This is a genomic window from Actinophytocola sp. NPDC049390 (assembly GCF_044466355.1).
In the GTDB taxonomy this organism is placed as follows: domain Bacteria; phylum Actinomycetota; class Actinomycetes; order Mycobacteriales; family Pseudonocardiaceae; genus Actinophytocola.
On sequence record NZ_JBITMQ010000008.1, the window covers coordinates 273,652 to 298,539 of the forward strand.

General features: G+C 71.0%; 24 protein-coding genes and 1 riboswitch. Of the genes, 19 read left to right on the top strand and 5 right to left on the bottom strand.

The window, feature by feature from the left end; translation table 11 throughout:
* Window positions 1-38: 38 nt before the first annotated feature.
* From ftsZ to ACIBVP_RS23845, 9 genes are all read left to right on the top strand, one after another.
* The gene (gene ftsZ / locus ACIBVP_RS23805) at window positions 39-1,451 is read left to right on the top strand and encodes a cell division protein FtsZ (protein WP_396108452.1); all 1,413 of its coding nucleotides are present in this window, start codon (window positions 39-41) and stop codon (window positions 1,449-1,451) included.
* Between the two features lie 109 nt (window positions 1,452-1,560).
* Window positions 1,561-2,277: a peptidoglycan editing factor PgeF gene (pgeF, locus tag ACIBVP_RS23810; RefSeq protein WP_396108453.1), complete on the top strand. Its 717-nt coding sequence runs from the start codon at window positions 1,561-1,563 to the stop codon at window positions 2,275-2,277.
* Complete coding sequence (locus ACIBVP_RS23815) at window positions 2,274-3,002, top strand: YggS family pyridoxal phosphate-dependent enzyme (protein ID WP_396108454.1); 729 nt, start codon at window positions 2,274-2,276, stop codon at window positions 3,000-3,002. The genes pgeF and ACIBVP_RS23815 overlap by 4 nt, the downstream gene beginning before the upstream one ends.
* 36 nt (window positions 3,003-3,038) lie before the next feature.
* Window positions 3,039-3,743, top strand: coding sequence for a cell division protein SepF (locus ACIBVP_RS23820; RefSeq protein WP_396108455.1), 705 nt, complete (start codon window positions 3,039-3,041; stop codon window positions 3,741-3,743).
* 19 nt (window positions 3,744-3,762) lie between these two features.
* Window positions 3,763-4,047 carry a YggT family protein gene (locus ACIBVP_RS23825; protein WP_396108457.1) on the top strand — a complete coding sequence of 95 codons (285 nt, stop codon included), beginning with the start codon at window positions 3,763-3,765 and terminating at the stop codon, window positions 4,045-4,047.
* A 49-nt stretch (window positions 4,048-4,096) separates the two neighbouring features.
* Window positions 4,097-4,927: a DivIVA domain-containing protein gene (locus ACIBVP_RS23830; protein WP_396108458.1), complete on the top strand. Its 831-nt coding sequence runs from the start codon at window positions 4,097-4,099 to the stop codon at window positions 4,925-4,927.
* A gap of 24 nt (window positions 4,928-4,951) precedes the next feature.
* Window positions 4,952-5,596, top strand: coding sequence for a hypothetical protein (locus ACIBVP_RS23835; protein ID WP_396108459.1), 645 nt, complete (start codon window positions 4,952-4,954; stop codon window positions 5,594-5,596).
* A gap of 229 nt (window positions 5,597-5,825) precedes the next feature.
* Window positions 5,826-8,978 carry an isoleucine--tRNA ligase gene (gene ileS / locus ACIBVP_RS23840; protein ID WP_396108460.1) on the top strand — a complete coding sequence of 1,051 codons (3,153 nt, stop codon included), beginning with the start codon at window positions 5,826-5,828 and terminating at the stop codon, window positions 8,976-8,978.
* Window positions 8,975-9,229, top strand: coding sequence for a DUF167 domain-containing protein (locus ACIBVP_RS23845; protein WP_396108461.1), 255 nt, complete (start codon window positions 8,975-8,977; stop codon window positions 9,227-9,229). The genes ileS and ACIBVP_RS23845 overlap by 4 nt, the downstream gene beginning before the upstream one ends.
* Here the strand turns inward: ACIBVP_RS23845 and ACIBVP_RS23850 are convergent.
* Window positions 9,219-10,178, bottom strand: a complete 960-nt coding sequence (locus ACIBVP_RS23850) for a M28 family metallopeptidase (RefSeq protein WP_396108462.1) — start codon at window positions 10,176-10,178, stop codon at window positions 9,219-9,221. The two genes, ACIBVP_RS23845 and ACIBVP_RS23850, sit on opposite strands and share 11 nt — an antisense overlap.
* Window positions 10,179-10,305: 127 nt before the next feature.
* On the opposite strand from ACIBVP_RS23850, the gene ACIBVP_RS23855 reads away from it, so the two are divergent.
* Window positions 10,306-11,790 carry a potassium/proton antiporter gene (locus tag ACIBVP_RS23855; protein ID WP_396108463.1) on the top strand — a complete coding sequence of 495 codons (1,485 nt, stop codon included), beginning with the start codon at window positions 10,306-10,308 and terminating at the stop codon, window positions 11,788-11,790.
* 47 nt (window positions 11,791-11,837) lie between these two features.
* Here the strand turns inward: ACIBVP_RS23855 and ACIBVP_RS23860 are convergent, their stop codons facing one another.
* The gene (locus ACIBVP_RS23860) at window positions 11,838-12,371 is read right to left on the bottom strand and encodes a hypothetical protein (protein ID WP_396108464.1); all 534 of its coding nucleotides are present in this window, start codon (window positions 12,369-12,371) and stop codon (window positions 11,838-11,840) included.
* A gap of 70 nt (window positions 12,372-12,441) precedes the next feature.
* Complete coding sequence (sthA, locus tag ACIBVP_RS23865; RefSeq protein WP_396108465.1) at window positions 12,442-13,845, bottom strand: Si-specific NAD(P)(+) transhydrogenase; 1,404 nt, start codon at window positions 13,843-13,845, stop codon at window positions 12,442-12,444.
* Between the two features lie 71 nt (window positions 13,846-13,916).
* Window positions 13,917-14,045: riboswitch (SAM riboswitch) on the top strand.
* A gap of 39 nt (window positions 14,046-14,084) precedes the next feature.
* Here sthA and ACIBVP_RS23870 point away from each other — a divergent pair.
* The 4 genes from ACIBVP_RS23870 to ACIBVP_RS23885 all read left to right on the top strand — a co-directional run bounded on the left by ACIBVP_RS23870 (window position 14,085) and on the right by ACIBVP_RS23885 (window position 17,309).
* The gene (locus ACIBVP_RS23870; RefSeq protein ID WP_396108466.1) at window positions 14,085-15,434 is read left to right on the top strand and encodes an aminotransferase class V-fold PLP-dependent enzyme; all 1,350 of its coding nucleotides are present in this window, start codon (window positions 14,085-14,087) and stop codon (window positions 15,432-15,434) included.
* Between the two features lie 22 nt (window positions 15,435-15,456).
* A complete protein-coding gene (gene lspA / locus ACIBVP_RS23875; protein ID WP_396108467.1) occupies window positions 15,457-16,029 on the top strand; it encodes a signal peptidase II in 573 nt (190 codons plus the stop codon).
* The gene (locus ACIBVP_RS23880; RefSeq protein ID WP_396108468.1) at window positions 16,026-16,958 is read left to right on the top strand and encodes an RluA family pseudouridine synthase; all 933 of its coding nucleotides are present in this window, start codon (window positions 16,026-16,028) and stop codon (window positions 16,956-16,958) included. The genes lspA and ACIBVP_RS23880 overlap by 4 nt, the downstream gene beginning before the upstream one ends.
* Window positions 16,959-17,024: 66 nt before the next feature.
* Window positions 17,025-17,309 (top strand): hypothetical protein, encoded by a 285-nt coding sequence (locus ACIBVP_RS23885; RefSeq protein WP_396108470.1) that lies wholly within the window; start codon window positions 17,025-17,027, stop codon window positions 17,307-17,309.
* On the opposite strand, the gene ACIBVP_RS23890 is transcribed toward ACIBVP_RS23885, so the two are convergent.
* The gene (locus ACIBVP_RS23890; RefSeq protein WP_396108587.1) at window positions 17,306-18,304 is read right to left on the bottom strand and encodes an AsnC family protein; all 999 of its coding nucleotides are present in this window, start codon (window positions 18,302-18,304) and stop codon (window positions 17,306-17,308) included. The genes ACIBVP_RS23885 and ACIBVP_RS23890 overlap by 4 nt on opposite strands.
* Window positions 18,305-18,453: 149 nt before the next feature.
* Here ACIBVP_RS23890 and ACIBVP_RS23895 point away from each other — a divergent pair, with 149 nt between their 5' ends.
* The 5 genes from ACIBVP_RS23895 (at window position 18,454) to ACIBVP_RS23915 (ending at window position 24,235) form a co-directional block, all read left to right on the top strand.
* The gene (locus tag ACIBVP_RS23895) at window positions 18,454-19,692 is read left to right on the top strand and encodes a CehA/McbA family metallohydrolase (RefSeq protein WP_396108471.1); all 1,239 of its coding nucleotides are present in this window, start codon (window positions 18,454-18,456) and stop codon (window positions 19,690-19,692) included.
* A gap of 254 nt (window positions 19,693-19,946) precedes the next feature.
* Window positions 19,947-21,350: an extracellular solute-binding protein gene (locus ACIBVP_RS23900; protein ID WP_396108472.1), complete on the top strand. Its 1,404-nt coding sequence runs from the start codon at window positions 19,947-19,949 to the stop codon at window positions 21,348-21,350.
* 121 nt (window positions 21,351-21,471) lie between these two features.
* Window positions 21,472-22,362 (top strand): carbohydrate ABC transporter permease, encoded by an 891-nt coding sequence (locus ACIBVP_RS23905; RefSeq protein WP_396108474.1) that lies wholly within the window; start codon window positions 21,472-21,474, stop codon window positions 22,360-22,362.
* Window positions 22,359-23,180 carry a carbohydrate ABC transporter permease gene (locus ACIBVP_RS23910; RefSeq protein WP_396108475.1) on the top strand — a complete coding sequence of 274 codons (822 nt, stop codon included), beginning with the start codon at window positions 22,359-22,361 and terminating at the stop codon, window positions 23,178-23,180. The genes ACIBVP_RS23905 and ACIBVP_RS23910 overlap by 4 nt, the downstream gene beginning before the upstream one ends.
* Entirely contained in the window at window positions 23,180-24,235 is a 1,056-nt protein-coding gene (locus tag ACIBVP_RS23915; RefSeq protein ID WP_396108476.1) for an ABC transporter ATP-binding protein, read from the top strand. Before ACIBVP_RS23910 ends, ACIBVP_RS23915 begins: the two co-directional genes overlap by 1 nt.
* On the opposite strand, the gene ACIBVP_RS23920 is transcribed toward ACIBVP_RS23915, so the two are convergent.
* Window positions 24,232-24,864, bottom strand: a complete 633-nt coding sequence (locus tag ACIBVP_RS23920) for a LysE family translocator (protein ID WP_396108477.1) — start codon at window positions 24,862-24,864, stop codon at window positions 24,232-24,234. The genes ACIBVP_RS23915 and ACIBVP_RS23920 overlap by 4 nt on opposite strands.
* Window positions 24,865-24,888 lie beyond the last annotated feature (24 nt).

Sequence of the window (24,888 nt, forward strand, 5' to 3'; positions counted from 1 at the left end):
GGGAACAGCACAAGGCTTCAGATCAGGAAGGCGGTCCGATGACGCCCCCGCACAACTACCTGGCGGTGATCAAGGTCGTCGGAATCGGCGGCGGTGGGGTCAACGCTGTCAACCGCATGATCGAGGTCGGCCTCAAGGGCGTCGAGTTCATCGCGGTGAACACCGACGCGCAGGCACTGCTCATGTCCGACGCCGACGTCAAGCTCGACATCGGCCGCGAACTGACCCGTGGCCTCGGCGCGGGCGCGAACCCCGAGGTCGGTCACAAGGCCGCCGAGGACCACCGCGAGGAGATCGAGGAGGTCCTCAAGGGCGCCGACATGGTGTTCGTCACCGCGGGTGAGGGCGGCGGCACCGGCACCGGCGGCGCGCCGGTCGTCGCGTCGATCGCCCGCAAGCTCGGTGCGCTCACCATCGGTGTGGTCACCAGGCCGTTCGCGTTCGAGGGCAAGCGCCGCGCGCGCCAGGCCGAGGACGGGATCACCGAGTTGCGCAACGAGTGCGACACGCTCATCGTGATCCCGAACGACCGGCTGCTGCAGCTCGGCGACATCGGCGTCTCGCTGATGGACGCGTTCCGCTCGGCCGACGAGGTCCTGCTGTCCGGTGTCCAGGGCATCACCGACCTGATCACCACGCCGGGTCTGATCAACCTGGACTTCGCCGACGTGAAGAGCGTCATGTCCGGCGCGGGCAGCGCGCTCATGGGCATCGGCTCGGCCCGCGGCGAGGGCCGCGCGGTCCAGGCCGCGCAGAAGGCGATCAACTCGCCGCTGCTGGAGGCGTCCATGGACGGCGCCCACGGCGTGCTGCTCGCCATCGCGGGCGGCTCCGACCTGGGCCTGTTCGAGATCAACGAGTCCGCGTCGCTGGTGCAGGAGGCCGCGCACCCCGAGGCCAACATCATCTTCGGGACGGTGATCGACGACTCGCTCGGCGACGAGGTCCGGGTCACGGTCATCGCGGCGGGGTTCGACAGCGGCACGCCCACGCACAAGAAGCTCGACCCGACCATGGTCAGCTCGCGGAGCACGGGCACGGCCTCGGCCCAGTCCGGTGAGGTCGGCAGGCCGGAGCACCAGGAGCCCGCGCCGCCGCCCGCGCAGCCGCAGGCGGCGACGGTCCACCCGCCGGCGCAGCCACCCGTGCAGCACGACCCGCCGCGCCCATCGCCGCATGCCAACCCGCCGCAGGCCCAGGTGACCCCGCAGCCTCAGGCCACCCCGCCGCAGCCGACCAACCCGGCCACGAGCACGCAGCAGACCGCTCCGCCGCCCCGGCAGGCCGCGGTCGGCTACTCGAACCCGATGGGCAACGCGAGCGTCCCGCCCGCGGCGTCGCCCCGGCCCCGCCCCACCGGCGGCACGGGCAGCCTTCCGCCCCGCGCGGTCCCGGTGACCGACGAGCCGGACGACGGCGAGGTCGACGTCCCGCCGTTCATGCGGAGGTAACGCGAGGCTCGGAGACGGGGCCGTCACGCCAAGCGCGTGGCGGCCCCGATCCGTCTCCGGCGATCCGGTTGGATAGTGGAACAAGCACTCCCGAACCCCGGAGGGAACCTTGCGGATCAGGCGGGTGGTGACGACCAGGGCCGGTGGCCGGTCGAAGCCGCCGTACGAGTCGTTCAACCTCGGTGGCGGTGTCGGCGACGACCCGGCCGACGTCGCCGCCAACCGGGCGCGGCTCGCCGACGAGCTCGGGCTCGAGCGGGACCGGCTCGTCTGGATGGACCAGATCCACGGCCGCAACGCCGAGGTCGTCGACGGTCCGCGACCCGGCGGCGTCGAGGCGACCGACGCGATCGTCACGGCGGAACCGAACCTCGCGCTCGTCGCCCTCTGCGCCGACTGTGTGCCGGTGCTGCTCGCCGACCCCGAGGCCGGGGTCGTCGGCGCGGCCCACGCCGGCCGGGTCGGCGCGCGGATCGGGGTGGTCCCCGCCGCCCTCGCCGCGATGGAGAAGGCGGGCGCGAGCGTCGACCGGATCGAGGTGCTGCTCGGTCCGGCCGCGTGCGGCGAGTGCTACGAGGTGCCCGCCGCCATGCAGGCCGACGTGGCGGCCCACCTGCCGGGCAGCGCGTCCAAGACCCGCAAGGGCACGCCCGGGCTCGACATCCGCGCCGGTCTCTGGCAGCAGCTCGCCGACGCCGGTGTCGCCAAGATCGGGATCGATCCGCGGTGCACGATCGAGGACAAAACGCTGTTCAGTCACCGCAGGGAAGGGACCACTGGGCGATTGGCCGCGCTCACGTGGCTCGACCCCGAGGACGCGTCATGAGTGATCGACGGGCGGAGATCGACGCCGCGCTCACGACCGTCCGGGAACGGATCGCGACCGCCTGCCGCACCGCCGGGCGCGCGGAGAACGCCGTTCGGCTCATCGCGGTCACCAAGACGTTCCCGGCCTCGGACGCCGCCCTGCTGACCGACCTCGGGGTCACCGACCTCGGCGAGAACCGCGAGCAGGAAGCCGGTCCGAAGACCGCTGACCTGCGGGAACTCCGTCCGGACGCGGCCGTGCGGTGGCACATGCTGGGCAGGCTGCAGCGCAACAAGGCCCGTGCCGTGGCCCGCTGGGCGGCCGAGGTCCAGTCCGTCGACTCGGACCGGCTCGTCGACGCGCTGGACAAGGCCGTGCGCAACGCGCGCGAGGCGGGCGACCGCACCGAGCCGCTCGACGTCCTGCTCCAGGTGAGCATCGACGACGACCCCGAACGCGGGGGAGCGCCGCTCGACACGCTCATGCCACTCGCCGATCATGTCGCCCGTTCGAGTGAATTACGGTTGCGTGGTCTGATGGCTGTGGCGCCGCTCACGATGACCTCGGACGACGCCTTCGAACGCCTCGCGCGTGCTGCCGATCGCCTGCGTGAAGATCATCCCGGGGCCACGGAACTGTCCGCCGGGATGACCGGTGATCTCGAGTCGGCCGTTACTCACGGTTCAACCTGCGTGCGTGTCGGAACCGCTCTCCTGGGCACCCGTGGCCTAGCCTCGCCATAACACGTTCCGGTAGTCGTACGTAGCGAGGGCAGGGGTATGGGCACGCTGCAGAAGCTGAAGGCCTACTTCGGCATGGTCCCTGCCGACGAGTACGACGGCTACGACCTCGATGACCTGGACGAATACGGCGGTGACTACAGCGGCGACTACGTCGACCGCGGCCGGGGCCACCGCCGTCCCGAGTACCTGTCCGACGAGGACGACTACGACCCGTACGACCAGCCGCCGCGCAGGCGCGGGTTCGGTCGCCGGGGCGACGACGCGCGGTACGAGGACGGGTACGAGACGGAACTGTCGGCGCGCGCCGACTTCCCGGCCCGGTCCGCGGGCAGGCCGCGCCCGTCCTGGTCGACGGACGCGCCGACGCAGGGCGCGCTGGCCGTGGAACCCCGCCGGGACCCGGCGCCGCGGCCGCTGCCGCGCCCCGAACCGGTGGCAAAGCCGAGCGCTGGGGGCTACCCGATGGGCCGGATCGTGACACTGCACCCGACGAGCTTCGCCGAGGCCAGAACCATCGGCGAGCACTACCGGGACGGCACCCCGGTGATCATCAACCTGACCGAGCTCGACGACTCGGACGCCCGCAGGCTGGTGGACTTCGCCGCCGGTCTGGCGTTCGCGCTGCGCGGCTCGATCGACAAGGTCACCAACAAGGTGTTCTTGATCTCACCGCCGAACCAGGACCCGACCGCCGAGGACAAACGGCGCATAGCGGAGGGCGGGTTGCTCAACCGGCAGTGAGTGATGGCAGAGTTGACACGTGGATCCGCTCCGGCTTGTCTTGTATTGGGTACTGTTCGTCTTCTGGCTGTTCCTGACCGCGCGCGTCGTGGTGGAGCTCGTCCGAGCGTTCTCGAGGGAGTGGCGCCCGGCAGGCGGGGTTGCGGTGACGCTGGAGACCATCTACACAGTGACCGATCCTCCGGTCCGCTTGGTCCGTCGGTTGATACCGATGGTCCGGATCGGAGGCGTAGGGCTGGACCTATCGATTATGGTGCTGCTGTTGGTCGTGTTCATACTGATGCGACTGGCCTATCCCGGGTAGTTGGGGAACCCGGGTGGACAGGCAGCCCCTGAGTGCGTGAGGTGATCAGATGTCGTTGACCCCCGCTGACGTGCATAACGTCGCGTTCAGCAAGCCTCCCATTGGCAAGCGGGGCTACAACGAGGACGAGGTGGACGCGTTCCTTGACCTGGTCGAGGTCGAGCTGTCCCGCCTGATCGAGGAGAACAACGACCTGCGTGCGCAGGTCGAGCAGCTCGACGCGCAGCTCGAGTCGGCCCGTGCCGACATCGAGGACGCGCGCTCGGTCGCACCCGCGCCACAGCCGGTCCAGGAGCGACGGCTCACGCCGGTGCCGCCGCCGAGCGCACTGGAGCAGACTTCCCCCGGCTCGTCCGGTGGCGATCATCACGTCCAGGCCGCGAAGGTGCTCGGGCTCGCCCAGGAGATGGCGGACCGGCTCACCGGCGAGGCCAAGGCGGAGTCCGACGGCATGCTCGCCGAGGCGCGCACCAAGTCCGAGCAGCTGCTGTCCGACGCCCGCGCCAAGTCGGACACCATGATCAACGAGTCGCGCACGCGTGCCGAGACCATGCTCAACGACGCGCGCACCCGCGCCGAGACCCTTGAGCGTTCGGCCCGCGACAAGGCCACCACGCTGGAGCGCGAGGCGCAGCGGCAGCACGCCGAGGTCATCGGGCAGGTCCAGGCCGAGCGCACGGCGCTCGAGAAGAAGATCGACGAGCTGCGCACGTTCGAACGCGAGTACCGCACGCGACTGAAGACGTTCCTCGAGTCGAGCCTGCGCGAGCTGGGCGACCGGGGTTCCGCCGCGCCGACCACGGGTTCGTCGTCCTCGGAGGGCAGCAGGTCGTCGGGCCAGCAGGGCTACGCGTTCGGTCCGCGCGCCGAAGCCGGCTGAGTCGTAACCCCGACTGACTGACCAGTGCTGTACATCGTCCTGGCGCTGGTGGTGGCTGCCCTCGGGCTGCTCATCGCCGCGCTCACCACGGCCAACACGCTGTGGGCCTGGGTCTCCGTCGTGGTGAGCGTGCTGGCGGCGGGACTCCTGGTCGCCGACTGGCTGAGCGGCAGACGCAAGGCCCGCGCGAAGGAGGCCGGCAAGCCCACGGTGGTCACGGTGGGTGGCCACCGCGACGACCAGCCCGGTGAGCGAGGCGATGACCGAGGTGACGGCGGCGACGCCGACTGGTTCGGTGACCCGGAGGGCGGCGAGCCGCCTGCCGGGTCCCGGAACGGGGCCACGCCGGTGCCGCCGGAGTCGGACGCCGAGGTGACCAGGAACATCGAGCCCGTCGAGCCCGCCATGGCCGACGCGCCCGCCTCGTTCGACGAGGAGCCGGACGAGGAACCGACCGACGCGAGCGACCTGCTGGTGGTCGCGGACCTCACCGCCGAGGTGCGCGTGGTCGACGAGCACCCCCGGTACCACCTGGCGACCTGCACGTGGCTCGGCCCGCGCCCGACGATCCCGATCGCGGTGTCCGAGGCGCGCCAGCTCGGTTTCACGCCGTGCGCCCGCTGCAGCCCGGACGCGGTCCTCGCCGCCAGGCACCGGGCCGCGCGCTAACCGGCTTGCGCGCTCTGGCATCCTTGACGTAGCAGGCGTTGATCCGGCCATCACCGGGGAGCCTCCGGAAGAACGGGCCTCGTGGCCTCAGTAGAACCGGACGGGTCGGCCCGTCACAGCCGGTGAACGAGAGGTCGGCGCGCACGTGCGCCGGCAAGCGGGGTGGTACCGCGGCGTCACGTCGTCCCCGTGTGGAAACGCACACGAACGACGGACCACGAGGACCCCGATGGCATACCCCAAGGCGCGGCACGGTTCTGGCGAGGGCTCTGGCAACGGCTCCGGCAGCGGCTCTGCCCACGGCGTCGCAGCGCAGCCGTCCTTCCCGGACCTCGAGCTGGCCGTGCTCGACTACTGGGACTCCGACCGCACGTTCGTCGCGTCCGTCGACGTGCGCCCGGCCGGTGACCGCGGCTCGAACGAGTTCGTCTTCTACGACGGACCGCCCTTCGCCAACGGCCTCCCGCACTACGGGCACCTGCTGACCGGTTACGTCAAGGACGTGGTGCCGCGCTACCAGACCATGCGCGGCAAGCACGTCGAGCGCCGGTTCGGCTGGGACACCCACGGCCTGCCCGCCGAGTTCGAGGCGGAGCAGCAGCTCGGCATCAAGACCAAGGCCGAGATCGAGGACATGGGCATCGCCGAGTTCAACGCGGCGTGCCGCACGTCGGTGCTGCAGTACACGCAGCAGTGGCGCGACTACGTGACCCGCCAGGCCCGCTGGGTCGACTTCGACAACGACTACAAGACGCTCGACCTGGACTTCATGGAGAGCGTCATGTGGGCCTTCAAGTCCCTCTGGGACAAGGGCCTGGTGTACGAGGGCTACCGCGTCCTCTGGTACTGCTGGCGCTGCGAGACGCCGCTGTCCAACACCGAGACGAAGATGGACGACGTCTACCTGGACCGCCAGGACCCGGCCGTCACGGTCGGCCTGCGGCTGGAGACGGGCGAGCTGGCGCTCATCTGGACCACCACGCCGTGGACGCTGCCGTCGAACCTCGCGATGGCGGTGCACCCGGACGTCGACTACGTGACCGTCGAGGCGAACGGCGAGCGCTACCTGCTGGCCGAGGCCCGGGTGGCCGCGTACGCCCGTGAGCTGGGCGAGGAGCCGCCGGTCGTCGCCAGGTACAAGGGCGCCGACCTGCTGGGCCGCGGGTACACGCCGCCGTTCGACTTCTTCGCGGGCACGGAGAACGCGCACCAGATCCTGGCCGCCGACTACGTCACCACCGAGGACGGCACGGGCATCGTGCACATCGCCCCCGCCTACGGTGAGGAGGACAAGGTCGTCACCGACGCGGCGGGCATCACCCCGGTCACGCCGGTGGACGCGCACGGCCGCTTCGACGCCACCGTGCCCGCCTACGAGGGCATGCACGTCCTCAACGAGGCCAACGGCCAGATCATCAGGGACCTGAAGGCGGCCGGGAAGCTGCTGCGGCAGGAGACCTACGACCACGCGTACCCGCACTGCTGGCGCTGCGGCAACCCGCTGATCCAGCGGGCGGTGACGTCGTGGTTCGTGGCGGTGACCAAGTTCCGCGACCGCATGGTCGAGCTGAACCAGCAGATCAACTGGGTCCCCGGGCACGTGCGGGACGGCCAGTTCGGCAAGTGGCTGGAGAACGCGCGCGACTGGTCGATCTCCCGCAACCGCTTCTGGGGCAGCCCGATCCCGGTGTGGGTGTCGGACAACCCCGAGTACCCGCGCGTCGACGTGTACGGGTCGCTGGACGAGCTGGAGCGCGACTTCGGCGTGCGCCCGACCGACCTGCACCGCCCGTTCATCGACGAGCTGACCCGCCCGAACCCGGACGACCCGACCGGAAAATCCATGATGCGCAGGACCCCGGAGGTCCTGGACTGCTGGTTCGAGTCCGGTTCCATGCCGTACGCGCAGGTGCACTACCCGTTCGAGAACCGCGAGTGGTTCGAGCACCACTACCCGGGCGACTTCATCGTCGAGTACAACGGCCAGACCCGCGGCTGGTTCTACACCATGCACGTGCTGGCCACGGCGCTGTTCGACCGACCGGCGTTCCGCAACTGCATGGCACACGGCATCGTCCTGGGCGACGACGGCCAGAAGATGTCCAAGTCGCGCAAGAACTACCCGGACGTCAACGAGGTCTTCGCCCGCGACGGCTCCGACGCCATGCGCTGGTTCCTGATGTCCTCACCGATCCTGCGCGGCGGCGACCTCGTGGTCACCGAACGCGGCATCCGCGACGCCGTCCGCCAGGCCGTGCTGCCGCTGTGGAACACGTGGTACTTCCTCGCGCTGTACGCGAACGCCGAGGGCGTCGAGGGCGAGTGGCGCACGGACTCCAAGCACGTGCTGGACCGGTACGTGCTGGCGAAGACGCAGGAGCTGGTGGTCGACACCAGGGCCGCGCTCGACGTCTACGACCTGTCGGGTGCGTGCGCCGGGGTGCGCGAGTACCTGGAGGCGCTGACCAACTGGTACGTCCGCCGCTCCCGCGACCGTTTCTGGTCGGGCGACAAGGACGCGATCGACACGCTCCACACGGTGCTGGAGGTCGTGTCGCGGGTGGTGGCGCCGCTGCTCCCGCTCACGGCGGAGGCGGTGTGGCGCGGCCTGACCGGCGAGCGGTCCGTGCACCTGGCGGACTGGCCGTCGGACGACCTGCTGCCCGCCGACGCCGCGCTGGTGACGGCCATGGACCGCGTGCGGCAGGTCTGCTCGGCGGCGCTCGCGCTGCGCAAGGCCAACAAGCTGCGCGTGCGGCTGCCGCTGGCGGAGCTGACGGTCGCGGCGGAGGACGCGGACTCGCTGTCGTCGTTCACCGACCTGATCGCCGACGAGGTGAACGTCAAACGGGTCACGCTGACCACGGACGTGGCGGCCCACGGCCACTTCGAGCTGGTGGTCAACGCCCGCGCCTGCGGCCCCCGCCTCGGCGCGGACACGCAGAAGGTCATCCGCGCGGTCAAGGCGGGCGAGTGGACGACGTCCGGCGACTCGGTCGTCGCGGCGGGCATCGAGCTGCTGCCGGGCGAGTTCCAGCGCAGGCTGGTGGCCACGGACAGGGGCGCGACCGGTGAGCTGCCGAACTCGTCGGGCCTGGTCGTCCTCGACACGGCCACCACGCCGGAGCTGGAGGCGGAAGGCATCGCCCGCGACATGGTCCGGGTGGTCCAGCAGGCCCGCCGCGAGGCGAACCTGGACGTGGCCGACCGCGTCACGGTGACCGTCCAGGCACCGGACGAGGTGGTCGCGGCGGTGCGCGCGTACGAGGAGTTCCTGGCGGGCGAGACGTTGGCGAACCAGGTCACGTACGGCCCGGCGGGCGGCTTCACGGGCACCGTCGGCGACGGCATCGAGGTCGCGGTGACCGTCACGAAGGCGTGAGGTTCGCGGTCCGGGTCAAGCCCGGCGCCAAGAAGGACGCCGTCGGTGGCCGTCACGGTGACGCACTGGTCGTCGCCGTGACGGCCCCGCCCGTCGAGGGCAAGGCGAACGAGGCCGTCCGCAAGGCGCTCGCGAAGGCGTTCGGGGTCCGCAGGCAGGACGTCGCGATCGTGGTGGGGGAGAAGGGCCGGGACAAGGTCGTCGAACTGCCCGGCGACCAGACCCGGCTCGACGAACTGCTCAGCCGGTGAGGGTCCAGACCGCGTTGGCGATGGCGTCGGAGTTGCGGTCCAGCGCGGTCGTGTCGATGTTGTCGAGGGTGTCGCAGGCGCGGTGGTAGCACGGGTCGAACGCCTCCCCGGCCGTGCCGCCCCACTTGGCCGCCTGCTCGCCGGACTTGGTCTCCTCCGCGCCGGTGAACACCCCGCCGGTCGGGACGCCCGCCCGCGCGAACGCGGCGTGGTCGGACCGGCCGCCGACCTCGACCGGCTCGGTCTGGACGCCGATGGCGGCGAAGTGGTCGGCGAGCACCTTCTCGATCGCCTCCGAGCCGGGCGGCTGGCTGCCCGACGCGTACACGAAGTAGCCGGGGTTCGGCGAGCCGATCATGTCGAAGTTGACGTAGCCCGCGATCTTCGCCAGCTCGGCGTCCGGCAGGCTCTCGACGTACTCGGTCGACCCGACGAGCCCCAGCTCCTCCGCACCCCACCAGGCGAACCGCAGGTGCTTGGCCGGCCGCAGGTTCTGCTCGGCGACGGTCAGCGCCACCTCCAGCAACCCGGCCGAGCCGGAGCCGTTGTCGTTGATGCCGGGGCCCGCGCTGACGCTGTCGGCGTGGCCGCCGAACATCACGGTGGCGTTCTCGTCGCCGCCCGGCCAGTCCGCGATCAGGTTGTAGCCGGTCGCGCCGCCGATCGTGAACTCCTGGAGCGCGGTGGTGTACCCGGCGGCGTCGAGCCTGCCCTTGAGGTAGTCGAGCCCGGCCCGGTAGCCGGGCTGCCCGTGCGCGCGGTTGCCGCCGTTCTCGTCCGCGATCCGCGACAGCTCGGCGAGGTGTGCCTGGACGTCGGCCACGGGGATGTCGGGAGCCGCGTGCGGTGCGACGGTTGCCAGCCGCTCCGGCACGGCGGTCGCGGTGGCGCAGCCGGTGATCGTCGCGCACAGCAGCGCCACGACGATCGGAACTCGGCGCGTGATCATGGCTACTCCCGGGGGTCGACGGCCCTGCTCAGCGTGTCAACGGGGCGGTCGAGCCGGTAGGTTCGTTCGTCGGGATTTTCCACTTCGTGGATCGAATGTCAGACACAGCGGCGGTCAGGAGGAAGGTGTGGCCCAGGAGCTTTCGGTGGTGCTCGGGGCCGTCGCCGCTGTCCTGCTGATCTCCGTGCTCGCGGTGCGGGTGTCGGTGCGGCTGGGGTTCCCGTCGCTCGTGCTCTACCTGGCGATCGGCGTCCTGCTCGGCGAGGCCGGCATCGGCATCGAGTTCGAGAACGCGTCGCTCACCGAGTCGCTCGGCCTCGCGGCGCTCGTGCTGATCCTGACCGAGGGCGGGCTGACCACGCGCTGGTCGGACGTGCGGGCCTCGTTCTGGCCGGGGGTCGTGCTGTCCACTGTGGCCGTGGCGGTGAGCATCGCGGTCACCGGCGCCGCGCTGCACTGGATCCTCGGGCTCGACTGGCGGATCGCGTTCCTGTGGGGCGCGGTCCTCGCGTCCACCGACGCGGCCGCCGTGTTCAGCGTGCTGCGCAACATCTCCGTCGGCAGACGGCTGGTCGGGGCGCTGGAGCTGGAGTCCGGCATGAACGACGCGGCCGCCTACCTCGTGGTGGTGCTGCTGGCGTCCGGCGGCAGCGCGTCGTGGACCGATCCGCTGCTCGCCGTGTACGAGCTGGTGGTCGGCGGGCTGATCGGGGTGGCCCTGGGCTGGGTCGGCGCGCACGCGTTGCGCCGGTCGGCGCTGCCCGCGACGGGTCTCTATCCACTCGCGACGGTCGCGGTCTCGGTGCTGGCGTTCTCCTCGGGGGCGTTCGTGCACGCGTCCGGCCTGCTCGCCGCGTACCTCGCGGCGCTCGTGCTGGGCAACGCGAAGCTCCCGCACCGCAACGACACGCTGTCGTTCGCCGAGGGGCTCGGCTGGCTGTCGCAGATCGGCCTGTTCGTCCTGCTGGGACTGTTCATGTCGCCGAACCGGCTGCTGGACGCGGTGGTGCCGGGTCTCGTCGCCGGTCTCGTGGTCACGTTCCTCGCCCGGCCCATCTCGGTCGCGGTGTCGCTGACCCCGTTCCGCGTGCCGTGGCGCGAGCAGGCGTTCCTGTCGTGGGCCGGCCTGCGCGGTGCCGTGCCGATCGTGCTGGCGATGATCCCGCTCACCGAGGGCGTGCCGGGCGCGGAACGGCTCGTCGACGCGGTGTTCGTGCTGGTCATCGTGCTGACGATCGTCCAGGGCAGCACCCTGCCGTTGATCGCCCGGTGGCTCGGCCTCGCGAAGACGGGGGAGACCCGCGAGGTCGACGTCGACGCGGCGCCGCTCGACGAGCTGGGTGCCGTGCTGCTGACGTTCACCGTGCCGAAGGGCTCCAAGATGCACGGTGTCTACCTGACCGAGCTGCGCCTCCCGGCGGGCGCGACCGTGAGCCTGCTGGTCCGCGACGGCGTCGGCCACACCCCCGGCCCGTCGACCCGCGTGCAGGAACACGACCAGCTGCTGGTCGTGGCCACCGAACAGGTCCGCTCCGCCACCGAACGCCGCATCCGCGCCGTCGACCGCGCGGGCCGCTTCGCCCGCTGGCGCGGCGAAACCGGCGAGGACTAGGTGTGGTGTCCAGGTACGTCGCCGACGGCCGCGTGGATCTGACCCGGTCAGAACACCTGCGTCACGGCGGCTTTCAGCTTCGCGCCGGGCGGAGTGGACACCATTTCTTCGGTTGCCGAGTACTCATACTGCGAAAGCAGGGTGAAACGGCTGACGAACGGATCGTCGGTGCCCGTGAGGCTGTACACGACGGTGTACGGACCATCCCCGTCGTAGATCGTGTCGCCGTTGTAGGCGACGCTGATCCGGAACGTCACGTTGCATCCCGCGCTGCCGTAGCACTGCTGTTCGAGAACCTGTACCTCCAGTTCGAAGTCCTCCGGCTTCGGGACGTACGGCGTGCGCGTGTACGTCGTCGTTGTCGTCGTGGTGGTCTCGGTGTCACGGGTGGCGGCGAATGCCTCCGGGCTGTCGCCGGTCGCGGCGGGTTTGTCCGCCCCACCGACCAGAACCACGATGACCGCCGCGGCGGCAACGACGACGGCGACGACCCCGATCGCGGCGAGAGGTACGCGACTCCGCCTCGGTCGAGGCGGGACCGGCACGTACGGTGGCGGGATTTCCGGATTCGGGTGACTCATGGTCAGCAGTTCGCCGCGGCAGGGCGAAACGTTGCCCGATGACCTGGAACTGTCCTGTTCGTACGAGCGGTCAGTCTGTGAGCATGCTGATCTGCCGCATCTTGTTCGTCGCGTCCAGGGCGGCCACCTTGTACGACTCCGCCAGCGTCGGGTAGTTGAACACCGTGTCGACGAGGTAGTCGACCGTGCCGCCGCAGCCCATCACGGCCTGTCCGATGTGGACCAGCTCGGTCGCGTTGGTGCCGAACACGTGCACGCCCAGCAGTGACCGGTCCTCGGGGGACACCAGCAGCTTCAGCACCCCGTACGAGTCGCCGATGATCTGGCCGCGCGCCAGCTCGCGGTACCGGGACACGCCGACCTCGAACGGCACCCGCTGCTCGGTCAGCTCGTCCTCGGTCCGCCCGATGTAGCTGATCTCCGGGATGGTGTAGATCCCGATCGGCTGCAGTTCGTGCATCTCGTGCGCCGGCTCGCCGCACGCGTGGTGCGCCGCCAGCCTGCCCTGCTCCATGGACGTCGCCGCGAGCGCGGGGAAGCCGATCACGTCGCCGACGGCGTAGATGTTGTCCACCTCGGTGCGGAACGACGAGTCCACGGTGATCCGGCCGCGCTTGTCCGCGGTCAGGCCCGCCGCGGCGAGGTCCAGCCCGTCGGTCACGCCCTGCCGCCCCGCCGAGTACATGACCGTGTCCGCGGGGATCTTCTTGCCGCTCGCCAGGACCGCGACCGTCCCCTTCTCGTACCGCTCGACCGCGGTCACCGTCTCGCCGAAGCGGAACGTCACCGCGAGGTCCCGCAGCTGGTACTTGAGCGCCTCCACGACCTCGGTGTCGACGAACTCCAGCATCCGCATCCGCTGCTCGATCACCGTCACCTTGGTGCCGAGCGCGGCGAACATCGACGCGTACTCGATGCCGATCACACCCGCGCCGACCACGATCATCGAGCGGGGGATCCGTTCCAGGCCGAGGATCCCGTCCGAGTCCACGATGGTCTGGTCGTCGAACGCCACAGTGGATGGCCGAGCCGGGCGGGTGCCGGTGGCGATCACGATCTTCTCCGCGGTGACCTTGCGTTCCTGGCCGGTGCCGTCGACCACCTGCACCGTGTGCCGGTCCACGAACCGGCCCAGGCCGGGCAGCAGGTCCACGTCGTTGCGGGCCAGCTGGCTGCGGATCACGTCCACCTCGCGACCGATCACGTGCGACGTCCGCGCGGTCAGGTCACCGATGGTGATGTCCTCCTTGACGCGGTAGCTCTGCCCGTACAGCTCCCGCTGCGACATGCCGGTCAGGTACAGCACCGCCTCGCGCAGCGTCTTCGACGGGATCGTGCCCGTCTGGATGCAGACGCCGCCGATCATGTTGCGCCGCTCGATCAACGCGACGGACGCGCCGAGCTTCGCCGCGGCGATCGCCGCCTTCTGACCGCCCGGACCCGATCCCAGCACCAGCACGTCGTAGTCAGCCATGCGGCACAGTCTGGCAAGGGTCACATCCGTTGGACAGCCGAACCGAACATCGGCTACCTTTTCTTCACGAAGGTCATGAGTGTCAGCTGCAGTTGACTCTGCCAAGCCCCGGCTTGCTGACCGGCAACCCTCCAACCGCGGTGGGGTGCCCCGGGTGAGGACCAGGCCCGCCGCGCAGCGCGGACGGGCAAGCGCGGGCCCCTGGGGAACGGGGTCCCCGACCCAGGAGGCGCCCGACAGTGTCAACGCTCACTCCGCAAGCTCCGTTCGGAACGCTCGCGATCCCCCACGCCCGAGCCGCGGTCGAAGCACCGAGGCCGAACCTGCCGTCCGTCGCGGGCAGCGGGCTCACCGTGCCGCTCACCGACGGCACACAGGTCCAGTACGCCAACCTCGACCACGCCGCCAGCGCGCCCTGTCTCGACGCGGTCCAGCGGGCCGTCGACGAGTTCCTGCCCTGGTACGCCAGCGTGCACCGGGGCGCCGGGTTCGCCTCGCAGGTGTCCACGAAGGTCTACGAGCGCGCCCGTGGCGTGGTCCGCGCGTTCGTCGGCGCCCGCCGCACCGACGAGGTGATCTTCACCCGCAACACCACCGACGCGCTGAACCTGCTCGCCAGGGCGCTTCCGAAGAACACCTCGGTGATCGTCTTCGACACCGACCACCACGCCGCGCTCCTGCCGTGGCGCGGCCCCAACGTGTACCGGGTGACCCCGACCGCGAACGTGGAGCGCGACCTCGACGAGGCGCTCGCCGCCACGCCGACCGGCCCTCGGCTCGTCGTGGTCACCGGCGCCGCGAACGTCACCGGTGAGCTGTGGCCCGTCGCGCGGCTCGCCGCCGTCGCCCGCCGCCACGGCGCCCGGGTCGTGCTCGACGCCGCGCAGCTCGCGCCGCACCGGCCGGTCGACGTCACCGAGGCCGACGTCGACTACGTGGTCCTTTCCGGGCACAAGCTGTACGCCCCGTTCGGCGCCGGCGCCCTCGTCGGGCGGGCCGACTGGCTGCGGGCCGCGCACCCGTACCTCGCGGGCGGCGGCGCGACGCGCCTGGTCACCGACCGTGCCGTGTCGTGGAACTTCGGGCCGGAGCGGCACGAGGCCGGGTCGCCGAACGTAGTCGGCGCGTACGCGCTGGCGGTCGCCTGCCGGACGCTGGGCGCGGCGTGGGACGCGGTGGTCGCGCACGAGGAGGAGCTGCTCGACCGCCTGCGTACCGGGCTCGCGAGCATCCCGGGCGTCCGGCAGCTGTCGATCCTCGGTGACGACAACCCGCGCGTCGGCGTCGTCAGCTTCACCGTCGACGGCCACGACCCCGGCCTTGTCGCCGCGTACCTGTCGGCCGAGCACGGCATCGGCGTGCGGGACGGCGCGTTCTGCGCGCACATCGCGGTCAGCAGGCTCACCACGGGGCGCGCGCTGCGGGCGAGCCTCGGGCTCGGCAGCACCGCCGAGCACGTCGACCGCCTGCTCACCGCGTTGCGGCGGCTGGTCACCGACGGCACCGCGGAGCGCTACGAGCTGGTCGACGGCAGGTACGCGCCGGTCGGGGACACCCGGCCCCTGCCAGCCTTCCTGTCCGGTCTGTGAACAGACCATGGACAATGACTGAGTGACTGACGAGCCGAGAACCGATCCCGAGACCGCGGAGCCACCCGTGGCGCCGCTGCCACCGAGGAAGGTGTGGCTCGTCGCGGCCGTCGCTCCGGTCGTGCTGGTCATCGACCAGATCACCAAGCAGCTCGCGCTGGCCGGGCTCGAGCACGAGCAGCCCGTCCGGGTGCTCGGCGGCCTGTTCTACCTGCAGATCGTGCGCAACCCGGGTGCCGCCTGGGGCATGGCGACCGGCATGACGTGGGTGCTGACGCTCATCGCGCTCGCAGTGGTCATCGGCATCATCTGGGTGATGCCGAAGCTGCGGTCCACCGGCTGGGCCATCGGTCTCGCGCTGGTGCTCGCCGGCGCGCTCGGCAACCTCCTCGACCGGTTCTTCCGCGCGCCCGGCGCCATGCACGGCCACGTCGTGGACTTCCTGTCCCCGTTCGCGCCCAACGGCGAGGCGTTCCCCGTGTTCAACATCGCCGACTCGTCAATCTGTGTCGGCGGCGCGCTGATCGTGCTGATGGCGGTGCTGGGCCGGGACTACGACGGCCGCCGCACCTCGGACAAGAAGGACGCCCGATGACCGCCAGGACCCTGCCCGTGCCGGACGGGCTCGACGGCATGCGGGTGGACGCGGGGCTCGCGAAGCTCCTCGGCCTGTCCCGCACCGCGGTCGCCGCGATCGCCGAGTCCGGTGACGTGCTGCTCGACGGGCGCACGGCGGGCAAGTCGGACAAGCTGACCGCGGGTGCGTGGCTGGAGGTCACGATCCCGGACCCGGAGCGCGAGGACGGCGGCCCGCCACCCGCGATCGAGGTGCCGGGCATGTCGGTCATCCACGAGGACGACGACATCGTGATCGTGGACAAGCCGGTCGGCGTCGCCGCCCACCCCAGCCCCGGCTGGACCGGGCCGACCGTCATCGGGGGGCTCGCGGCCGCCGGTGTGCGGGTGTCGACGTCCGGCGCGGCCGAGCGGCAGGGCGTCGTGCACCGGCTCGACGTCGGCACCACCGGGATCATGGTGGTGGCGAAGAGCGAGCACGCGTACACGGTCCTCAAGCGCGCGTTCAAGGAACGCACGGTCGAGAAGGGCTACCACGCGCTCGTGCAGGGCCACCCCGACCCGTCGTCGGGCACCATCGACGCGCCGATCGACCGGCACCCCAGGCACGACTACAAGTTCGCGGTCGTCGCCGGTGGCCGCCCCAGCGTCACCCACTACGAGACGATCGAGGCGTTCCGTGCCGCGACACTCGTGGACATCCGCCTCGAAACCGGCCGCACACACCAGATCCGCGTGCACTTCTCCGCGCTGAAGCACCCGTGCGTCGGCGACCTCACCTACGGCGCCGACCCGACGCTCGCCAAGCGGCTCGGGCTCTCCCGCCAGTGGCTGCACGCACGGCGGCTCGCCTTCGACCACCCGGCCGACGGGCAGTGGGTCGAGTTCACCAGCCAGTACCCCGAGGACCTGCGGAAAGCGTTGGACCGCCTCACCGCCGAGAGCTGAGGTCCTCCAACTCCCGCCCGTTTTCGCGTAGTTTGGTGCGCAACCAGCGAGGGTGGGGTGGTGCGAGTGCGCAGCGACAGAGCCGACGGCGACCCGGTGGAGCCCTTCCTCGAGGACGGCGTCGCGCCCCCGGTGATCGGCGGTGGACCGCCGGAGTCACCGTTCGACGTCGAACCGGATCCCGAACCCCCGGGTCGCCACACTCGGCAACCGCCGCCACGCAGGCCCGAACCCGGCCACCGCGCCGAGCCGCCCACGAACCCGATCCCGGTCCTGCGTCAGCCCCAGGAACGGGCGGAGCCGAAGCGCAGGTCGTGGGTCGCCAAGATGTTCCGATTACCGGAACGTTAAGGCTCGACGGTCCAGGTCAGCGTGCGGGACTCCTCGTCGGGTCGGGGACTCCAGCGCACCGACGTGATCTCCGTGTGCTCCGGCACGACGTACACGGTGTGCCCGCCCTGCGTCTCGCCCGGCGGCACCCCGATCCGGTGCGGCGGCCGCGACGACAACGACACCGGCGCCTTCGAGATGGTCTTGCCGTCCGGCGTCACCAGCACCAGGTACAGGTCCGGCAGCGACTGGAACGCCACCGAGCCCCGGTTGGTCAGCTCGGTGTGCACGACCACCGACCGCTCACCCTCCTGCAGCCGGTACCCGGCCGCGGTGAACAGGTAGTCCGCCGGGTCGACGACCTCCACCAGCGTGATCGACAGCCGCTCGCCCTCGAGTCCTTCGGTCTGCAACGCGGACCCGACCTTGCCCTGCCGCACGTCGGGCTCCGCCCGGTCCGGCCGGACCGTGGGTTGCGTCACGTCCTGCGGCGGTGCGTCGCCACGGGCCCACGTCGACGTCTGCGGCGGGCCCCAGGTGCTGACCGGCGCCTCGACCTGCACCGGCGGCTGCGGAGCCTGCTGAACCGGTGCCGGGAACGGCTGGCTGGGCGGCCCCGTCGGCAGCGACTGCGCGGGGAACGGCGCGCTCGGCGGTCCCGTGCGCGGCATCATCGGCTGCGGCACGGAGTGCGGCCCGGACGGCGGGGCGAGGGGACCGGGCTGCGGCGGCTGCATCTGCTGCGGCGGCTGGGGTTGCTGCTGCTGCGGGTAGGGCGTCTGCATCGGCCCTGACGGCGGATACTGCTGCTGCTGTCCGTACGGGTTCTGCACGCCGTACGGCGGGGAGGCGGTGGCCAGGGCCGCGGCGGCCGCCTGGGCCAGCCGCGCCGGGTCGCACTCGACACCCACGAGCAGGGGCAACCCGGTCGCCGAGAGCGCGACCAGCCGCGAGGCCACCTCCCGGGGGTCCATTCCCATACGGGCGGCGACCTCGTGCACAGCTGCTCTGCCCATCTCGGCCACCACACCGAGCAGGCGGACGTCTACCGGATCCGTCACGGCTCGCACGCTACCCCGTCCACTCGATCATCGCGGCGGAAGCCGCGCCCACGCGGGACCATTCTCTCCTCCGCTGTCCGGATCGTTACTGGCAGGATCTACCCATGGGCGGTATCACGACTCACCGAGGCTTCTGGACCCGCGACCTGAGGGCTGACAAGCACTGGCCCCTACTGCCCTTCCACGTGCCGGACGGGTGCCGGTCCATCGCCGTCACCATCGAGTTCGACCCGGCGTCGGGCGCCGTCATCGACCTGGGCTGCGAGGGCACGAACGGCTGGCGCGGCTGGTCGGGCAGCGCCAGGAAGAGCTATGTGATCACCCCGGACGCCGCCACCCCCGGGTACGTGGCCGGGGAGCTGGAGCCGGGGGAGTGGCACGTCGTCCTCGGCCTGCACCGGATCCCGTCGCCGGGCGTCGAGGTGACCGTCACGATCGACACCGACGGCGACGCCCGGCCGGAGCCACTGCGCCCGAACCCACCCGTGCCCGCGAAGCCCCGGCCACGGGGTCTGCCCGCCGCGGCCGGTCTGCGCTGGGTCGCGGTGGACCTGCACGCCCACACACTGCACTCCGACGGTTCCCTCACCATCGCCGAACTGGCCGCCGAAGCCGTCGCTGCGGGCCTGGACGCGCTGGCCGTCACCGACCACAACACGGTCAGCCACCACGCCGAGCTGGCCGAGGTCGGCCGCCACTACGGCATCGCGCTGATCCCCGGCCAGGAGATCACCACGGAGTTCGGCCACGCCAACGCCTACGGCGACATCGGCTGGGTCGACTTCCGCGAACCAGCCGCGAACTGGGTGAAGACCGTCCGCGAACGCGGTGGCCTCCTGTCGATCAACCACCCGCTGGGCGGCGACTGCGCGTGGCGCCACCCGCTGCCGGAGCACCCACCGCTCGCGGAGGTGTGGCACTCGAGCTGGCACGCCCCGAACTGGGGTGGCCCGGTCGCGTGGTGGCAGGCGTGGGGCAGCGAGGCCACCCCGATCGGCGGCAGCGACTTCCACCGCCCCGACGAGGGTGTACACCTCGGCGCCCCGACGACGTGGGTGGCCGTGGACTCCCACGCCCGCAACGCGGACGAACTGGTGCCCGCGGTGCTGGAGGGCCTGCGCGCGGGCCGCACGGCCGTGTCGGCCGACCGCACCGGCCCGGTCCTGCTGCCGGTGGACGGCAAGGTGATCGCCCTGGACGCGCCGGGCACACTCGTCGTTGGCCGGGACACCACGCACAAGGTCCGCTTCGACCGCGACACCTTCGACCCACCCGGACCGCACGGCCACGTGCTGTGCGGCCACGACGGCTCGGTCCTGGCGCTGGCGGGCACCCCGCACTGAGTTGTCCACAACCCACCCGCACGACCCACGGAACTGTCGGCCCTCCGACCTGGGCTGGCTACCGGGGGCCGGAGGCCACCCCTCGCACCGCCGAGCGCACCGAAGGACCCTCCGGCACGCCGGGCCGCATCCCAGGCTGCTCCCACATCGCCGCCAAGCCGTGCTCGCACACGCCCGCCATTCGCACTAATCTCCGTCACGTTCGGACCACGGTTGGTGAAAGACCAACTGACTCGATGACGAGAGGTGCCGAGATGCGAGTTCGCCGCACGCTGGCGCTGGCCGCCGCAGCGGTCACCACGATGGCCCTGGCCGGGTGTCTCGGCCAGCAGCAGGAGTCGGACACGGGCCGCAACGCGGACGCCAAGGACGTCACGCTCACCGTCACGGCCAACGCGGTCGCGGGCGGCAAGAACGACATCACCGCCACGTGGATCACCGACTGGGTGATTCCCGAGTTCACCAAGCAGCAGAAGGCCAAGGGCGTCAACGTCACCGTCAAGTTCGACGGCACGGGGGTCGACGACGCCGACTACAAGGCCAAGATCGCGCTGGACTTCGGTACCGACATCGGCGGGGACGTCGTCGAGGTCGACGGCATCTGGCTCGGCGAGTTCGCGCAGGGCGGCCAGATCCAGCCGCTGGACGACGTCGTCGGCAAGGACAAGGTCGACGCGTGGGACGGCTGGAGCCAGATCACCGACGCGGTCCAGGCGGTCGGCGAGTACGAGGGCAAGCGCTACGGCATCCCCGTCGGCACCGACGGCCGCGTCATCTTCTTCAACAAGAAGCTCTTCGCGCAGGTCGGCCTGCCCGCGGACTGGCAGCCGACCAGCTGGGAGGAGATCACCGCCGCCGCGGTCTCGCTCAAGCAGCTCCCCGGCGTCATCCCGGTGCAGCTCAACGCGGGCACCGCGATGACCGAGGCGACCACCATGCAGGGCGTCCTCCCGCTGCTCGCCGGCACCGGCGCCGAGGTCCACCAGGACGGCAAGTGGCAGGGCGCCACGGAGAACGTCAAGCAGGTCCTCGACCTCTACAAGCAGGTCTACGCGGGCAAGCTCGGCGACCCGGTGCTCGCGCAGGAGGCCAAGGGCCGCGACCGCTCGTTCGAGCTGTTCGCCCAGAACAAGATCGGCATGCTGCTGGAGAGCGACTACTTCTGGCGCTCCGTCGTCGACCCGACCGTCGGCGTGGCGAAGATGGCCGACCGCGACACCGCCGTCGGCTGGGCGAAGATCCCCGCCATGAACCCCGGCTCGGGTGTCGGCGGGCAGGACTTCGTCAGCATGTCCGGCGGCTCGGTGCGCGTGATCAACCCGAACACGAAGTACCCGCAGCAGGCGTGGGAGCTGCTCCAGTTCATGAACTCCGCGGCGGCCACGAAGGCACGTCTCGGTGACACCGCGCAGGTCACGCAGCGGGACGACGTCAACGAGGAGGTCCTCGAGAACGACCCGATGCTGCGCTTCATCGCCGAGGAGGTCCTGCCGATCACCCGCTTCCGGCCCGGGCTCGCGGAGTACCCGAAGGTGTCCACGGCGCTGCAGCAGGCGACGGCCGACATCGTGGCGGGCAAGTCCGTGGACGAGGCCGCGTCGGCGTACGAGGAGGCACTGGTCAAGGCGGTGGGCGAGGACAAGGTTGCGCGCGGTTAGCGGCGGGAGCGGAGCGAAGGAGCGGTCGCCGTCTGGACTGAGGAACGCGCGCAGGCGCGCCAGCGCCGAGCACGCGACGAGGGAAGACGGCCGATGAGGTGGGCGGGGGAGGTGGGCGGGGATGAGCGAAGCGACCAATCAGACACGGGATTCAGCCGGCCTGGGCGTGGGGCGGGCGGTCGCGTTCGTGTCGCCCGCCCTGCTGCTCATCGGGCTGTTCCTCGTCTTCCCCGCCCTCTGGACCGTCTACATCGGACTGACGAACTACACGCTCACCGGCCCCGCGTCGGTCGCGCCGTCGTTCGTGGGCCTCGAGAACTTCCTGAACGCGCTCGACGACGCCCTGTTCGGCAACGCGCTGTGGCTGACGCTCCTGTTCGTCATGGGCTCGGCCGTGCTCGGCCAGAACCTCCTCGGGTTCGGTCTCGCGTGGGTGCTGCGGTCGGCGAAACCCGTGGTGCGCCGAACCGTCGAGGCGTTCGTGCTGCTCGCGTGGATCCTGCCGAGCGTGGTCGTCGCCTACCTGTGGACGGCCGTGCTCGACCGCGACGGCGGCACCCTGAACGCCCTGCTGGGCAACGGTTCCACTGCCTGGCTCGTCGAGTACCCGATGGCGTCGCTGATCGTGTTCAACACGTGGCGCGGGACCGCGTTCTCGATGATGCTGTACAGCTCGGCGCTGGCCGCGGTGCCACCCTCCCAGCTGGAGACCGCGAAGACCGTCGGCGCGAGCGGCTGGCAGACCGTGCGGGACGTGGTGTTCCCGCACATCAGGGGCCACGTGCTGACCAACACGCTGCTGATCTCCCTGTGGACGGCCAACGACTTCACCCCGTTCCTGCTCACCGCGGGCGGGCCGAACCACGAGTCGGAGACGCTGCCGGTGTTCATCTACCAGCAGGCCATCGCGAACGGCGAGCTCGGCTACTCGGCGGCCATCTCGTTCCTGCTGCTGATCGTGAACCTGCTGGTCTCGCTGCTGTACCTGCTGTTGCTGCGGAGGCGCGCGTGAGTTTCACCGCCATGCTGCGCCGCTCGGCGTACACCGTGCTGATCGCGGTGGTGCTGGCCTTCTTCGCCGTCCCCATGCTGTGGCTCGCGTCCGCGCCGTTCGACAGCGACCCCGGTGTCGGCCTGCGGTGGCCGGACTGGACGCTGGACAACTGGCGCATCACGTTCGAACACCCCTACGCGCTGGGGTCGCTCGTCAACTCGATCGTGCTGTGCGCGGTCGCCACGATCGTCACCACGGCGTTCGGCACGCTCGCCTCGTACGCGCTGTCGCGGGTACGCATCCCGGGCCGTGACGCGCTGCTGTACGTGCTGTTGCTGCTGTCCAGCGTGGTCACCGGCACCGCGGCGATGGTGCCGATCTTCGTGATGATGTTCCAGCTCGGCCTGATCAACTCGCAGTACGCGACGGGGCTGGTGATCGCGGGCGGCATGCTGCCCGCGGCGATCTTCATCCTGAAGGACTTCGTCGACGCGGTGCCCCGCAGCTACGAGGAGTCCGCGCGGGTGTTCGGCGCCTCACCGGGTCAGGTGCTGCGCCACGTCGTGCTCCCGGTGGCGCGGCCGGGCATCGCGACCATCACGGTCTGGGCGTTCGTGCAGGCCTGGGGCAACTTCCTGCTGCCGTTCCTGCTGCTGCGCGAGGTCGAACAACAGCCCGCCGCCGTGCTGCTGCGCACGCTCAAGGACGAGGGCGGCAGCGCGAACCTGACCGTGATCCCGGTGTTCTCGCTGCTGTACGCGATCCCGGTGGTGGCGCTGTACCTGTTCGTCAGCAAGCGGTACGGGTTCCGCTTCCACGGAGGGATCAAGGCCTGATGACGTCGATCGAGCTGACCGGTCTGTCCACCGTGTACCCTAACGGGGTCCGCGCGGTCGACGAGTTGGACCTGTCGGTCCGCGACGGCGAGTTCTTCGCACTGCTCGGCCCGTCCGGGTGCGGCAAGACCACCCTGCTGCGCACCATCGCGGGCCTGGAACAGTCGTCGTCGGGAACGATCTCGCTCGGCGACCGCGACGTCACCCGCGCCGAGGCCGGCAAGCGCGGCGTCGCGATGGTGTTCCAGGACTACGCCCTGTTCCCGCACATGACGGTCGCCCAGAACATCGCCTACCCCCTGCGGGTGCGGCGGGCGTCCCGCCAGGCGCAGCGGGACGCGGCGACGTCCACGTCCGCGAGCCTCGGCCTGGCGGAACTGCTGGAACGGCGGCCCGCGCAGCTGTCCGGCGGACAGCAGCAACGGGTGGCGCTCGCGCGCGCCATGGCCATGGCGGCGGACGTGCTGCTGCTCGACGAGCCGCTGTCCAACCTGGACGCCCGGCTGCGGCTGGAGGCACGCACGTTCCTCAAACGCCTCCAGCGCGACCTGGGCCTGACCACGGTGTTCGTCACACACGACCAGGCGGAGGCGCTCGCGCTCGCCGACCGGATCGCGGTGATGGCCGACGGCCGCATCCGTCAGCTGGGCACGCCGAAGGACGTGTTCCAGCGGCCCGCGGACACGTTCGTCGCGAACTTCATCGGGTCCACGCCGATGAACCTGCTGGACGGCACGGTGGCCGACGCCGCGGTGTCGGTGGCGGGCGCCCGGCTGGCGCTCCCCGCCGGGCTGTCCGTCGCGGACGGCATGAAGGTGGTGGCGGGCATTCGCCCCGAGTACCTCCAGCCCGCGGCCGAGGGCATCACGGGCACGGTGTCCATCGTCGAGAACCTCGGCGTGACGTCGCTCGTGACACTGGAGTGCCCCGGCGAGGTTCTGGTCGGGCTGACGGTGCCCGAACACGAGGAGCCGGTGGTGGGCACCACGATGACCGTGGCACCCGCTCCTGGCCGGTTGCTGGTCTACGCCGCGGAGACCACCGAACTGCTCTAGTGTCCCGAGTCGGCGACCAGCCGCACCGCCAGCGCACCGAAGATGGCCGCGGACACCCGGTTCAGCCAGCGCCGCACCGCGGGCCTGCGCAGCAGCAGCGCCGACAGCGTGCCGGACGCGAGCCCGACGGCCGCGTCCACGCAGAACCCGACCACGATCAGGATCGCGCCCATGACCAGGAACTGGACCGGCATCGCCCAGCCGCCCTCGGTCACGAACTGCGGGAAGAACGCCAGGTAGAACAGCACGACCTTGGGGTTCGACAGGTTGACCAGCGTCGCCATCAGGTAGGTCCGCCGCAGCGACCGGCCGCCGAACTCCGCGGGCGCGGTCGCGGCGACGTCCTTGGCCGACCGCAACGCGCCGATCGCCAGGTACACGAGGAAGACCGCCCCGATGATCCGCACCGCGTCGAGCGCGATCGGCGCCGCCTGCAACACGGCACCGAGCCCCAGCGCGGCGGCCACCGTGTGCCCGGCGAGCCCGGTCGACATGCCCGCGGCCGCGACCACCCCGGCGGCGCGCCCACGCGCGATCCCGTTCGCGAGGATGAACATCATGTCCGGTCCGGGCACGATGCTGATCACGACACAGGCGAGGGCGAAGGTGAGCAGGATCGAGGGGTCCATGCCGCCATCCTCACCCCCACAACC